At 72.0% G+C, this 13,178-nt stretch carries 10 protein-coding genes; 2 read left to right on the top strand and 8 right to left on the bottom strand.

Annotated features, from left to right (window positions below; translation table 11 throughout):
- Window positions 1-4: 4 nt before the first annotated feature.
- From ACQEV1_RS34285 to ACQEV1_RS34275, 3 genes are all read right to left on the bottom strand, one after another.
- Window positions 5-1,033, bottom strand: a complete 1,029-nt coding sequence (locus ACQEV1_RS34285) for an ABC transporter permease (protein ID WP_433399400.1) — start codon at window positions 1,031-1,033, stop codon at window positions 5-7.
- A complete protein-coding gene (locus tag ACQEV1_RS34280) occupies window positions 1,030-1,794 on the bottom strand; it encodes an ATP-binding cassette domain-containing protein (protein ID WP_285629937.1) in 765 nt (254 codons plus the stop codon). Before ACQEV1_RS34280 ends, ACQEV1_RS34285 begins: the two co-directional genes overlap by 4 nt.
- Before the next feature lie 164 nt (window positions 1,795-1,958).
- On the bottom strand, window positions 1,959-3,299 hold the full coding sequence (locus ACQEV1_RS34275) for an FGGY-family carbohydrate kinase (RefSeq protein ID WP_433399396.1): 1,341 nt from the start codon (window positions 3,297-3,299) through the stop codon (window positions 1,959-1,961).
- 117 nt (window positions 3,300-3,416) lie between these two features.
- On the opposite strand from ACQEV1_RS34275, the gene ACQEV1_RS34270 reads away from it, so the two are divergent.
- Window positions 3,417-4,253: a class II fructose-bisphosphate aldolase gene (locus tag ACQEV1_RS34270; RefSeq protein ID WP_433399393.1), complete on the top strand. Its 837-nt coding sequence runs from the start codon at window positions 3,417-3,419 to the stop codon at window positions 4,251-4,253.
- 11 nt (window positions 4,254-4,264) lie between these two features.
- Here ACQEV1_RS34270 and ACQEV1_RS34265 read toward each other — a convergent pair whose 3' ends face one another.
- Window positions 4,265-5,578 carry a GAF domain-containing protein gene (locus ACQEV1_RS34265; RefSeq protein WP_433399390.1) on the bottom strand — a complete coding sequence of 438 codons (1,314 nt, stop codon included), beginning with the start codon at window positions 5,576-5,578 and terminating at the stop codon, window positions 4,265-4,267.
- A gap of 473 nt (window positions 5,579-6,051) precedes the next feature.
- On the opposite strand from ACQEV1_RS34265, the gene ACQEV1_RS34260 reads away from it, so the two are divergent.
- Window positions 6,052-6,702, top strand: a complete 651-nt coding sequence (locus tag ACQEV1_RS34260) for an LmbU family transcriptional regulator (RefSeq protein ID WP_433399388.1) — start codon at window positions 6,052-6,054, stop codon at window positions 6,700-6,702.
- Between the two features lie 54 nt (window positions 6,703-6,756).
- On the opposite strand, the gene ACQEV1_RS34255 is transcribed toward ACQEV1_RS34260, so the two are convergent.
- Genes ACQEV1_RS34255 through ACQEV1_RS34240 form a run of 4 tightly spaced genes read right to left on the bottom strand, consistent with a single transcriptional unit; the run spans window position 6,757 to window position 13,161 of the window.
- A complete protein-coding gene (locus ACQEV1_RS34255) occupies window positions 6,757-7,662 on the bottom strand; it encodes a radical SAM protein (RefSeq protein WP_433399385.1) in 906 nt (301 codons plus the stop codon).
- Window positions 7,659-8,879, bottom strand: coding sequence for a GNAT family N-acetyltransferase (locus ACQEV1_RS34250; RefSeq protein WP_433399382.1), 1,221 nt, complete (start codon window positions 8,877-8,879; stop codon window positions 7,659-7,661). Before ACQEV1_RS34250 ends, ACQEV1_RS34255 begins: the two co-directional genes overlap by 4 nt.
- Window positions 8,876-10,021, bottom strand: a complete 1,146-nt coding sequence (locus ACQEV1_RS34245) for a hypothetical protein (RefSeq protein ID WP_433399379.1) — start codon at window positions 10,019-10,021, stop codon at window positions 8,876-8,878. The genes ACQEV1_RS34250 and ACQEV1_RS34245 overlap by 4 nt, the downstream gene beginning before the upstream one ends.
- A complete protein-coding gene (locus ACQEV1_RS34240) occupies window positions 10,021-13,161 on the bottom strand; it encodes an amino acid adenylation domain-containing protein (protein WP_433399376.1) in 3,141 nt (1,046 codons plus the stop codon). The genes ACQEV1_RS34245 and ACQEV1_RS34240 overlap by 1 nt, the downstream gene beginning before the upstream one ends.
- Window positions 13,162-13,178: the final 17 nt, after the last annotated feature.

Genomic DNA, 13,178 nt, shown 5'->3' with positions numbered 1-13,178 from the left:
CTGCCTAGGGGCGTTGTCGGGCGGCGCGGCGCATCTGGTCGAGGTAGACGGCGGCGATGAGGACGACGCCGACCGCGACCTGCTGCCAGAACGCCTGGACGCCGAGGACGACGAACCCGTTCTGCAGCACGGTGGGGATGAAGACGCCGATGACCGTGCCGATCATGGTTCCGCGGCCGCCGAACAGGCTCGTGCCGCCGATGACCACGGCCGCGATGGTGGACAGGTTGTCGGTCGCGTGACCGCCGAGGGTGGTGGTGGCGAACCGCGCCAGCGACATGTACCCGGCCAGCCCGGCCAGCGTCCCGGCCACCGCGTACACCTTGATCAGATGGCGGGCGGAGGCGACGCCGGTGCGGCGCAGCGCCTCGGCGTTGGAGCCGGCCGCGTACGTGTAGCGGCCGAACCTCGTCTGCGACAGGATGACGCCGCCGACGACGGCCACGGCCAGGGCGATGACGACCAGCCACGGCACACCGGCCACCTTGCCGGAGCCGACGCTGAGGACCAGGTTGAACGGCACGTCGCGGACGTCGACGCCGCCCGTGAGCAGCAGCGCGGCGCCCTGCGAGGCGCCCATGGTGCCGAGCGTGACGATGAGCGCGGGGATGCGCGCCTTGGCGACCAGCACTCCGTTGATCAGGCCCCACGCCAGGCCGGCCACCAGCCCGGCGGCCAGGCCCAGGAGCAGCACGCCGACCGACTGGCCCCCGAGCGCCGCCATGATCTTGGCGGAGATGACGCCCGCGAACACCAGCACGCCGCTCACGGACAGGTCGATCCCGGCGGTGAGGATGACGTACGTGCCGCCGACCGCGAGGACGAGCAGCACCGACGCGTCCGAGGCGATGTTGACGATGTTCGCCGTGGTCGGGAACGCGTGCGGGCGCAGGATCGAGAAGACCACGCACAGGATCACCAGCGCGCCGAAGATGCGTACGGTCTCCCCGCGGCGCACCCGGTCGCCGAGGGAACGCCAGGCCGACGCCGGCGCCGGTCCCTGCGTCGTGGTGCTGGAGTCGACGGTCGTCATGCGGCACGCTCCTCGGTGGTTCCGCTGGTCATCGCCGCCACGAGGTCGTCGACGGTGGCGTCCGCGGCGGTGAACCGCGCCACCCGCGCGCCGAGCCGCAGCACCTCGACCCGGTCCGCGACCTCCAGTACCTGCGGCATGTTGTGGCTGATCAGCACGACCGCGATGCCCTCGTCGCGGACGCGGCGGACCAGCTGGAGGACCTGTTCGGTCTGGACGACGCCGAGCGCCGCGGTCGGTTCGTCCATGAAGATCACGCGGCTGGCCCACATCGCCGCCCTCGCCACCGCGACGCTCTGCCGCTGCCCGCCCGAGAGCGCGGCGACCGGCGCGGCGGCGTCCTTCAGCCGTACGCCCAGCCGGGCCATCTCGTTCGCGGTGTCGCGGGCCATCGCGCGCTTGTCCAGGAAGCCGAGGCGGCCCAGCAGCCCGGGCCGGAAGATCTCCCGGCCGAGGAAGAGGTTGGCCGCCGGGTCCAGGTCGGCGGCGAGCGCCAGGTCCTGGTAGACGGTCTCGATGCCGTGGTCGCGCGCGGCGTGCGGGCTGGGCATCTCGACCGGCCTGCCGTCGACCAGGATCTGGCCCGCGTCCGGCTGGTCGGCCCCGGACAGGATCTTGACCAGCGTGCTCTTGCCCGCGCCGTTGTCGCCGATCAGGGCCACGATCTCGCCCTCGTGCACCGTGAAGTCGGCGCCGCGCAACGCGTGGACCTGCCCGAAGCTCTTCTGGATGCCACGCGCCTCAAGCAGCGGCTCACTCATGAATCCTCCTTCGTCGGAGGAGTGACCGGGCACGCGTGTTCTTTGATTCGCTCGCTTCGCTCACTCATGGGCCCTCCTTCGTCGGAGGAGTGACCGGGCACGCGTGTCTTTTGATTCGCTCGCTCATGGACTCTCCTTGCCATGCCTGGGGGTGAACCCGGTACTCACGACTCGGCCCGGGGGATCGGACCGGTGACGGCGGGGCGCGCACCCGCCGCCTGACCGGCCAGCAGTGCCGCGCCCCGTGCGCCCGCCTGCACCGCCGTACTCCGCCGGGCGTTCCCGAAGGCCCGGCGGCGCAGCTCGACCATCGCCTCGCTGTGCGCCCATCCGCCGGTCATCACCACCTGGCCGTACGGGCCGGCGGCGGCCGTCATGATCCGCTGCAGGCGCTCGAGCTCGGCGGTCGCCTCATCCAGCGCGGCGCGCCAGACGGCGGCAGGCGTCCCGTCGCGCCCGGCGCCGGAGACGGTCGCGGTGCCGTCATCGGCGAGCCGTACGCGCAGGGACCCCGGCTCCGTCTCCAGGGCCGTACGGTCGAGCTCCGGCAGGTCGTCGCGGTCCCGGCCGAGCAGCCGCAGCACGTGTTGCAGCAGCAGGCCGCCGCGGGTGGCGCCGAGCACGGACAGCCGGCCGGGCAGCGCGTGCCAGCCCACCGTCACCCCGTGCCGGGTGAGTTCCACGACCGCGGGTTCGGGCAGCGGCGCCGGCACCGTGCGCACGAGCGCCTCGGCCGTCCCGCACGAGTCGAGGACGTCACCGTCTCCGGTGGCGGCGGCGCCGACGGCGGCCGCCTGGTGGTCGTGCCCCGCGACGGTGAGCACGGCGCCGGCGAGCCGGTCACCGGCCCGGTCCCGTACGGCCCGGCCGAGCGGCGTCCCGGCCTGCACCAGCGGCGGGAGCAGGGCCCGGTCCGCGCCGGCCCACTCCAGCGTCGGCTCCCACCACGTACGGTCGCGCAGGTGCAGCCAGCCCGTACGTGAGGCGAGGGAGTACTCCGACGCCTGCTCGCCGCCCAGCGCGTGCACCACCCACTCGCCGACGTTCAGCCGCCGGACGGCGCGTTCGATCCGGCCGTCGTGCTCGCGCATCCAGCGGTGCTTGGTCAGCGACCACTGGGTGCCGAGCGGCAGGCCCGTCGCCGCCGCGAACTCCTCCTCGCCGAGGTCGGCGGCCAGCCGTGCGGCCTGGTCGCGATCGCGGCTGTCGTGCCAGGCGATGAGCGGCGCGACCGGCCGGCCATCCGGCCCGAGGAGCACCCCGGACTCGGCCATGCCGGCCACGCCCAGGCCGATGACCTGGCCTTCCGGCGCCCGCGCCAGTGCGTCGGCGAGAGCGGCACGTACCGTGGACAGCACCCGCTCGGGGTCGGTCTCGGTTCCCAGAGGCGTGGTGCGCCAGGCGAGCGGAGCGCTTCCGTGGGCGAGCTCCTGGCCTTCGGCCGTGCAGACGGCGGCCTTGACGGAACTGGTCCCCACATCGAGGCCAACCAGCAGGTCAGGCACGGTGAGCCACCAATCGAAGTTGCGTTTCATCCTGGTTAATTCGGGATTACATGGTTATAGTTGGGACTCGTTGGGATCGTCAACCCCCAGTTCAGAGCTCTCTTCGATGGAGGTCGTGTGTCACTGACGGGTACCGGCGAGCTGGTCGCCGCGGCGCGCGAGGCCGGCCGCGGCGTCGGGGCGTTCAACGTCATCACCGTTGAGCACGCCGAGGGCATCGTGGCGGGCGGGGAGCTGGCCGCCGCCCCGGTGATCCTGCAGATCAGCCAGAACGCGGTCCGCTACCACGACGGCCGGGTCGAGCCCCTCGCGGCGGCCTGCGCCCGGCTCGCCGAGACCGCCGGCGTTCCGGTCGCCCTGCACCTCGACCACGTCGACGACCTCGACCTGCTGCACCGGGCCGCGGACGCGGGCTTCAGCTCGGTGATGTACGACGCGTCGCGGCTCGGCTATGCCGAGAACGTCGCCGCCACCCGGTCGGCGGCCGACTGGGCGCACGCCAACGGCCTCTGGCTCGAGGCGGAACTCGGCGAGGTCGGCGGCAAGGACGGCGTGCACTCGCCGACCGCGCGCACGAAGCCGGCCGAGGCCGCGGAGTACGTCTCCGGCACGGGCGTCGACGCGCTCGCCGTCGCGGTCGGAAGCTCACACGCGATGACCGTCAAGGCGGCACGCCTCGACATCGGTCTGATCGAGGAGATCCGTGTCGCCGTGCCGGTGCCGCTCGTGCTGCACGGATCCAGCGGCGTCCTGGACGAGGACCTGCGGCAGGCCGTCGCCGCGGGCCTCACCAAGATCAATGTGGGGACTCAGCTCAACGTCGCCTTCACCGCCGCCGTACGCGAAGTGCTTGCCGACCCGGACCTGACCGACCCCCGCAAGTACCTCCGCCCCGCACGCGACGGAGTGGCCGCCGCCGTCGCCGGCATCCTCCGCACCATCTCCGGCGCCTGACCGGTACGGCTCTACCCGTGCAGGCGGTCGAGTGACCGGATGACCTCCGCGTCGGCCCGGCCGTGGCGGGTGTTGAGCCATCGGAGCAGCGTGTCGACCTCGCCCGCCGCCAGCAGCCGGGCGCGGAGCCGTTCGTGGAGGCGGGCGCGGAGCATGGCCACGCCGGGGGCCACCGACCTGGGCAGCAGCGGACCGGGATAGCGGTCGAGGAGCGCGGAGGGAGCGTCCCTGACCACGGCGGCGTCCAGATCGAGGAAGTCCGCGGTGACCTGGCCGGTGAGCCGGTAGGGCTCCGACACGAGCCGGTGGCCCAGGACCGAGCGGAGCCGGGCGAGCTCGGCCCGCAGCGTCACGGCCTTCCCCGCGTCCCCGTACACCTCGCGCCTGAGCTCGTCGGCGCCCAGGCCGCCCGGATTGGCGGCCAGCACGGTGAGGAGCTCACTGTGCCGCCCCCCGAGTTCGTGCGTCATGCCCGCGACCCGCAGCCGTGCCCGGTCGCGGCCGAGCGCCTCCAGGGAGAGGACCTGGTCGACGTCGGCCTCGTGCGCCACGAGAAGGAACGGGCCACCGGGCGCGAGCCGTTCGGCGATCACGGCCTGACCCGTCGGCAGGACGAGCTGCCCCTCGTCGAGCGCGGCCGGCAGCCGCGCGGGCAGCCATCCGTGGGGTGCCGCGTGCACGACCTGTCCGTCCGCGGTGACGAGAGCGCTGTGCGTGCCGGACCGGCGGGAGAGCCGCTCGCCGTACCGGGCGTGCGTCCGGGCCTGTTGCTGCAGCGCGACCGTGCGCAGCTCGGCCTCGGCGAGCCTGGCCACCGTCGTCATCAGGGACAGCACCATCGCGTCGGAGTGCTTGGTCGCGTGGGTGAGGTCGATGGTCCCGAGGGACGCTCCGGTCATCGGGTCACGGATCGGCGCGGCGGTGCACGTGTAGGCGGTGACGGCGGACAGGTAGTGCTCGGCGCCCTGCACCTGGAACGGGCGGCGCAGGGCCAGCGCGGTGCCGACGCCGCTCGTGCCGGCGGCCTCCTCGCTCCAGCGCGCGCCCAGGACGAGGTTGACGCGCTCGGCCCGGCGCAGGTCGGTGTTGGAGCCGTCCATCCACAGGAGACGGCCGTCGGCGTCACTGGCGAAGATCAGATTGCCCGGCTCGGACGTCACCGAGCGCATGGTGTCGCACAACATCGGCCAGACCCGGGCCAGCGGGTGTTCCCTCCGCAGGTCGCCGACCAGGTCGTCGTGCAGCTCGATCGGTGGCAGGTGCCGGTCGGGCCGGATGCCGTGGCGCCGCGAGCGTTGCCATGAATCCCGGATCGTCTCGCGCACACCGCGAGCGTCACCCCCGGACAGGGCGATTTCGCGGCTTCGAGCCATCGATATGCCGTCCATCCCGCCAAAAGTAGAACGCTGTTCGGTGCACTGCAACTCTGATGCAACGCCTGGCAAACCTTGGAGCGGTACACGCGGCCGGACCAGAATTCCTATTCGGGAGCATGAGAGGGGGAAGATATGGTGGGCCAGGAAACGAGGTTCCGAAAAGAAGGCCTGAAGACCGCGTCGCGGCCAATTCGTGCGCCGCACGGCGGTGCCTCCCCGCTCCGGGCTCCTTCTCGCGTGATCGCCTGGACCGCCGACCGCGGTGCCGCCGGAGAAAAGGGCTTGGTCCCGCTCCGACGGCCGGCGAACCATGCGCTGAGCAGGCTGAAGTCTCCGATCTCACGGCCCGCACCGGCCGTGGGCCGCTGCGATGCGGCCTGGGGCGGAGTCACAGTTCACCCGCCTGCCGCGTCTATTGACGTGTGGACCTCCGCCACATGCGCGCAGTAGATAGAAAGAAGATGACGATGACAGTTGCTGCGAATGGTGACAAGCGGCTCTCGTTGGACAAGCGTGCCTTGACCCGGCGAACGAGCCTGACTCTTCCCGACGCGATGCCGCTGGATTCGTGGGTGAGTGTCGGGCAGGAGATCGCGGTTATCTCGGATGCTTCCGCATGGTGGCTCGCCGACTGGTTGATCTATGGGCGGGAGACCTATCCCGACCGCTATCGGCACGCGATCGATCGGACCGGTCTTTCCTACCAGACACTGAGAAACTACGCGTGGATCGCCCGTGCGTTCCCGGTGTCCCGTCGACGGGACAGACTGAGCATGCAACACCATGCCGAGGTGGTCACGCTCGTCGCCGAGGAACAGGACGAGTGGCTCGACCGCGCGGAGCGCCACGGCTGGTCGGTCACCGAGCTCCGGAGGCGGTTGAGAGGCGGCCGGTCCGTGGCGGCGCCCGAGGACGAGGTGTCGACGTTCGTGCTGAAGATGAACATCGACTCGGAGCGGCAGCGGCGGTGGGAGCAGGCGGCGGAGATGTCCGGTTCGGACCTGGCCTACTGGGTCTCCAAGGCCTTGGACGAGGCCGCCGTCGCGGCGCTCCGGAGCGAGGACCGCGGCTGAGAAGAACGGGACCGGTCATGGGCCTGGCGCGAGTCCCATGACCGGTCACCGGGGCTACGCCTTCGCCGAGAGGTACGCGGCGACCTCGTCCTGGTCCGTGGGCCGGTACTCGATCCGGTTCGCGGCCTTGTCGTACCAGAACGCGTTCCGGTCGTTGCCGACCGCGAAGCAGGAGCAACTGAGCCCGCCGCGCGGGTCGGCCTCGATCCGGTCGAGCCGATCCCCTTCGATCGGTATCTCACACGACTTGTCGCCCTCGACGGTCCCCGTCTCCAGGTCCGGGTCGAGCCGCAGCTCGATCCGGAGGTCGGCGGCGTTCCTGAGCGTCTCCAGCACCTCGTGGATCCGCGTGAAGGAGGGCGCGTCGAGCGCCAGCTCGGGATGCTCCTCGGCGTTCCCCACCACGCGGACGCTGTGCAGGTTGAGCCGGCTCACGCCGGCCTCCTGCAGCCGGTAGGCCAGGGGGACGACGTCGTCGACGTTCCAGGAGTTCACCGTCATGGTGCCGCTGGTGGTCACACCCAGCTCGCGGGCGAGCTCCAGACCTCGCATCGCGGAGGCGAAGCTCCCCTCTCGGCGCAGCCGGTCGTTCAGCTCCCGCATGCCGTCCAACGACACGCGTAGCAGGTCGATGTGCCGGCCGGACTGCCGGAGCTGCTTCTCGATCCGGTAGGCGTTCGTGCAGATGTCGATCGTGAGGTCCAGATCCTCCTTGGCGTACCGGAGCACCTCCGCCAGGTTCTTGTAGACGAACGGCTCGCCGCCCAGGAGGGTGATGGCCTGCAGGTCGTATTCGGTACGCAGCAGGTGGAGCAGATTCTTGGCCTCGGCGAGCGTGTAACCGTCCCGCCATTTCAGCCGTTCTCCGTGATAGCAGAAGATGCAGTCGAAGTTGCAGCGGTAGAGCAGCTGAAGATAAAGCATGCGGATGCGCTCGATGCCGAGTACTTCCTTGATCATGATTTGCCTCCTGTTGCCGGTGACGTCCTCACCGCCGGATCGGCGGCGTCGGAGGTGGCGGCGTCCGGCGTCCGCCACAGCAGGTCGTCGATGGGTTGCTGAACTCGGGCGGCACACCACTCCCGTGCCTCGGCGAGCCGGCGGCCGTTGCGGTGATCGACCTCCTCCCGCCGGATGTCGGCGGCGGGCCCCAGCGTTTCGGTCAGGCCCCACAATGGAACGGGGACCGCGCCGCGGCGCAGTTTCGCCTCGGCCGTTCCCATTCCCACGTGCATGCTGGTGAGGCCTTTTTCCAGGGCCACCTTCAGCGGCTCGTAATAGGTGATGTTGAAATAGTCGTTGCGGGCGGCCAGTTCGTAGTCGATGCCCACCGATATGCAGTACAGGCCGGTGCCGTGGCGGAGCATCAGCACGAAGGCCACCAGCCGGCCGTCGCGCCGCAGCAGGATCACCTCGCCCGCCCCGGCCATCGCGACCGCCTGCCGGCGCAGTCGCTCGGTGAGCCACTCGACGGTCCGCGGCATGCCGTGCTTGGCCTGCAGCTTGGCCAGGAGCGGGGCGATGGCCGGGCAAATGTCCTCGTCGTAGGGGACGCGGACGAGTTCGGGGGAGCTCTCGGCGAACGCCTTCCTCTCGCGTCCGACGTTGCGCCGCTGGAGTTTGTTGAGGCGGGCGAGGTAGGCCTCGTAGGACTCCGGCACCGGGATGACCAGTTCGAAGTCGATGAAGTGCGGCATCGCGCGCGGCCACGCCGCCCGCAGCCGCGAGGCCTCGGCGGCGTCGAGGTAGAGGTACCAGAGCGCGCGTCTTTCCTGCTCCCGCGCGAGCGCGAGCGCCTCGTCGAGGAGGCCGCCCAGCACTCGCGTCCGCTCGGCCGCCGGGCCGGTGCCGTCGAGCAGGCCGTTCCGGTTGCCGGTGCGCGCGCCGAGCACCAGCCCGGGGAACCAGCGCGAGTCCGGGTGGGCGGACTCCGGCAGCGTCCCGGCGAGGGCCTCACCCGGGCGGTACCGCGGATGGCCCTCCTTGCTGATCTCGTACGCGGGCAACATCCCCAGGATCCGTCCCTGGTCGTCCCGCCCGACCAGGTGGTGCGGCCTGGAGTAGTCGTGGCGCTCGCAGAACGACAGCCACGCGTGGCCGCTGTAGAGATGGGAGCCGTCGAATATCGCCGAGTCCGCCGGCACCTCGGCCATCGACGTCACATGGTCGACTTTCACGTCGTCTCCGTTTCCGCTTCGTCAGCCGTCCGAAGCCGGGCCGCGAGGTCGTAGATCGCGGCCCGGCCCGCCGAGTCCCAGGTGGCGTCCACATAGGCCGCCATGCGCGCCAGGTCGGCCGGCGCGAGCGGGGACTCCCGCGCCGGCGCCCGGCCGAGCGTCCGGTCCACCTCCGCCTGCCGTTCGGTGAACAGCGCCGCCCACGCGGCCTGGGCGGTCACCGCCTCCGCGGCCGTGGCCGCCCGCGCCGGCGCCGTGAGGCCGAGCGCGTCGCCCAGCATCGCCACGAGCCGGGCGAACGCCTCCAACTCGCCGGCGTCCAGGGTGAATCCCTTGGCCGCCATCGGCGCGGCCCCCGGCTCGCCGGGAACCGGCGCGAGAGAGCGGGCGAACCGCTGGAGCTGTATCCGGGTCTCCAGGAAGTAGCGGACCTTCAGCAGCTCCATGCGGGAGATCGCGTCGCCGTAGTCGAGCAGCGGCTCCGCGTCGACCGGCGTCATCTCCCCGCCGCCGTCCGTTCCCGCGCCGTTCAACACGGCCTCGGCCCATTCACGGACCAGGTGGGGCGGCCCGGAACAGGCGGCGTCCTCCGACAGGAAGGCCCCCGAGTCCTCGGTCACCGCGATGAACTCCGACGGTGTCGGCACGGCCAGCGGGTCGATGCCGCCGAGCAGCGCCCGTTCGGCCGTCATGTACAGGCCGATCGCGGGCTTGAACAGGGCGGATACCTCATTCGGCACGGTACGGGCACGGCCCTCCGACCGGCGGACGAGGAACGCGGGAACGGCGGTGAGCGTGCGCCCGAAGAGCCAGACGTGCACCCACGGCAGCCGCTCGATACCGGCCCGCTCCAGGTAGCGGCGCCGCAGCGCGATCGCGGTGCGGACGGCCACGTCCCAGTGGGCGGTGACGGTCCGGAGCCCCGAGACGTTCATCGGCCGCCCGTGCCGCGAGCCCGGATACCCGCAGCGCCTGAGTGTGACGTCGACCTTCTCGCGCAGGGGCCGGGGGAGGGCGCGCTCGCCCAGCGCCCGGCCGTCCTCGTCGGCGTGTACGCGGGCGATGTCGGCGGCGGAGGCGAAGAACTCCGCGTACGCCTCGAGGCGTACGGGTGGGACGTCGGGGAGAAGCGATCGCAGCATCAGGCCGTCCTCGTCTCGTGCAGCCGGTGGAGGAGGCCGGAAAGGGGGCGCTCCCGGTGTTCCTCGCCCGCCGTCATCAGTTCGAGGAGCCGCTCGTACGACGCGAGGGCTCGTTCCGCGCGCGGGGCGCTGATGAGGTCGGTGTTGAAGGCCAGGGTGACGTCGAGCCCGTCCGCGCTCTCCGTCACCGTGAGCTGGTACGGGTTCTTCAGCTGCGGCGGGCGGGCCACCTCCAGCGGTTCCACCTCCAGGCCCGGCAGCCGGAGCACGGTCCCGGGGCCGGTCTCGAGGATGAACTTGGCCGTCGGCCTGCGGTAGAGGTCGCGTACGTGTGCCAGCTCGTCCACGACCAGGCCGAAGGGGACGTCCTGATGGGCGAACGCGCCCAGGCAGGTGTCGCGGACCCGGGCGAGCAGCGCCCGCAGGGAGGGCTCCCCGGACAGGTCGAGGCGGAGCAGGACCGGGTTGACGAGGTAGCCGACGAGACCCTCGGTCTCCCAGTGGGACCGGTTGGCCATCGGCGATTCGACGCAGACGTCCGTGGAGCCGCTCTCGGCGTGGAGCAGGACCGCGAAGCCGGCCAGCAGCGCCATGTAGGGGGTGAGCCCGTGGTTCAGGCACAGCTCGCGCAGGTCGCGGCGCAGGCCGGGGGAGAGGGTGCGCCGGGCGGCCCCGGCCGCGAAGGTCGGTTCGTCCGGCGGGAGTACGTCGGGCGGGGGGTCGGACCGCAGGTCGAGCCCGGCCAGCCGTTCGCGCCACCAGCCCAGCCGTTCGGAGAGCGTGTCGCCCGAGAGCCGGTCGCGCTGCCAGCGAGCGAAGTCGGAGTGCTGGATGGCCGGCTTCGGCAGCCGCGGCGCGCGCCCGCCGGCGTGGGCCGCGTAGAGCTCCGCGACGTCCGCCGTCAGCACGGCGTCACTCCAGTCGTCGATCACGATGTGGTGGAAGGTGAGGATGAGGACGTGCTCCCGCGGTCCGACCGTGAGCAGGACGGCCCGGACCATCGGCGGCTTCACGAGGGGGAAGGGCCGGGACGCCTCGGCGGCGATGGCCTCGCGCACCGCCTCTTCCGCCTCCTCGCGGCCCAGGCCGCTGACGTCCGTCGTCTCCCACGGCACCCGGACGTCCGGTGCGATCACCGGTACGGGCGCACCGTCCTCCTCGCGGAACGCGGTCCGGAGGACCTCGTGGCGGGAGACGAGGGCGTCCAGGGCGGACCGCAGGGCCGCCGGGTCGAGCGGCCCGGTGATGCGGAGCGGGCCGACGCAGTTGAAGAAGCTGCCTCCCGGCTGCCTGCGGTCGATCTCCCAGAGCCGCTCCTGCCCGTAGGACAGCGGCGGGAGCCGGTCCGGCGCAGAGGGCCGGAGGGGCCGGTCCGGCGCCGACGCTTCCTGCTCGCCGAGCGTCTCCAGGTGGCCGGCGAGGGTCGCGGGCGTACGCGCGTCGAACAGCGCGCGCAGCGAGACCTCGCGGCCGAGCCGGCGGCGCAGCCGCGACACGACCTGCATGGCGAGCAGGGAGTGCCCGCCCAGCGCGAAGAAGTCATCGTGCGGGCCGATCCCCCCGACCCCCAGGACCTCGGTCCAGATCTCGGCCACGGCCGCCTGCGACGCGGTCATGGGGCCGCCGTCGCCGGTGGCGGAAGGCGGGACCGGCAGCGCCCGGCGGTCGACCTTGCCCGCCGTGTTGCGGGGCAGCGAGGGCAGGATGACGACGGCCGCGGGCACCATGTGCCGCGGCAGGTTCGCCCGCAGCCGCCCGCGAAGCGCCTCCGGCGTCAGGCCGTCCGCGACGCCGCCCACGTAGGCGACCAGCCGTCGCGCGTCTTCGTCGAGGACGGTCGCGAACGCCTCCCGGACGCCGGGATGGGCCAGGAGCTCGGCCTCGATCTGTCCCGGTTCGACGCGGAACCCGCGGATCTTCAGCTGCCCGTCGATCCGGCCGCGGTACTCCAGGCTCCCGTCCGCGCGCCACGCGACGAGGTCGCCGGTGCGGTACAGGCGGCCGTCGCCGAACCGGTTCGGCACGAACGCCCGCGCGGTCTCCTCCGCGCGGCCCAGGTAGCCCCGCGCGAGCTGGACGCCGCCGACGTGGAGTTCGCCGACGGGCGCGGGCTCGCCGTGTTCGTCGAGCACGTGGAGCTCGACGCCGGGCAGGGGCCGCCCGATCGACGCCTCACCGTCCACCGAGACCGGATCGACGACGCCGGCGGTGACGCAGACGGCGGTCTCGGTCGGCCCGTAGCTGTTCCAGAGCCGCACCCGGCCGCCCGCCAGAGCGTGCCAGGGCGAGAGCAGTTCGGGGCGGAGGCGCTCTCCGCCGACGATGACCTGGCGGAGCGACGGCGGCAGCGCCAGCCCCTCCTCGCGGCAGGTCGCCACGAGTGCGTGCCAGAAGGCGGTGGGCAGGTCGAGCACGGTGACGCCGGCCCGGTCGCAGTGGGTGAGAAAGGCTGCCACCGAGTCCGGCGGTCCGGGGGGCCGGCACACCAGGCGGCCGCCCGCACCCAGGCAGGTGAACACCTCCTCCACGCTCGCGTCGAAGGCGAGCGAGGCGAACTGGAGACAACGGTCCGCCGGGGTGAGCTCATAAGTGTCAATGGCGCCGGCCACGTAATTGGCCGCCGCGGCGTGCGGGAGCGCCACGCCTTTCGGCCGTCCCGTGGACCCGGAGGTATAGATCACGTAGGCTAGATCATGCGCTGAGACGCCGATCCGCGGTTCCGTTTCCGGTTCATTCCGCGCTTCGAAGAAGCCTCCGTCGGCGTAAAGTCTCGGTAGCTCCACCGGCGGTACGCCCGTCGACTCCCGGCTTGTGACCAGCGCCCTGGCCGAAGTGTCCGCCAACACCTCCTGCGTCCATTTGGCCGGAAAGCGCGGGTCGAGCGGCACATAGGCCGCGCCGGATTTGAGCACTCCGATAATGGCGGCGATCGCCTCGGGTGAGCGCTCCAGTGCGATGGCCACGCGAGTGTCGGCCGTCACGCCGAGCCGCAGCAGGCGGTGCGCCACGCGATTGGCCATCCGATCCAGCTCGCGATAGGTGAGACGACGTTCGCCGTGTTCCACCGCGACGGCCTGCGGCCGGCGCGCCGCGCTGCGTGCGAAGCCCGCGTGAAGTGCGACGTCAGAGCATTCCAACATGCTGGTTGAAGAGGGCA

The organism is Actinoallomurus sp. CA-142502, assembly GCF_050936355.1.
In the GTDB taxonomy this organism is placed as follows: Bacteria; Actinomycetota; Actinomycetes; order Streptosporangiales; family Streptosporangiaceae; genus Actinoallomurus; species Actinoallomurus iriomotensis.
Note: the sequence above shows the minus strand (reverse complement) of the source record. Positions and strands in the feature narration are given on the sequence as shown.

Coding starts and splice junctions, on each gene's coding strand:
- ACQEV1_RS34285 (WP_433399400.1), bottom strand. CDS start 1,033: ATGACGACCGTCGACTCCAGCACCACGACGCAGGGACCGGCGCCGGCG.
- ACQEV1_RS34240 (WP_433399376.1), bottom strand. CDS start 13,161: ATGTTGGAATGCTCTGACGTCGCACTTCACGCGGGCTTCGCACGCAGC.
- ACQEV1_RS34255 (WP_433399385.1), bottom strand. CDS start 7,662: ATGATCAAGGAAGTACTCGGCATCGAGCGCATCCGCATGCTTTATCTT.
- ACQEV1_RS34245 (WP_433399379.1), bottom strand. CDS start 10,021: ATGCTGCGATCGCTTCTCCCCGACGTCCCACCCGTACGCCTCGAGGCG.
- ACQEV1_RS34280 (WP_285629937.1), bottom strand. CDS start 1,794: ATGAGTGAGCCGCTGCTTGAGGCGCGTGGCATCCAGAAGAGCTTCGGG.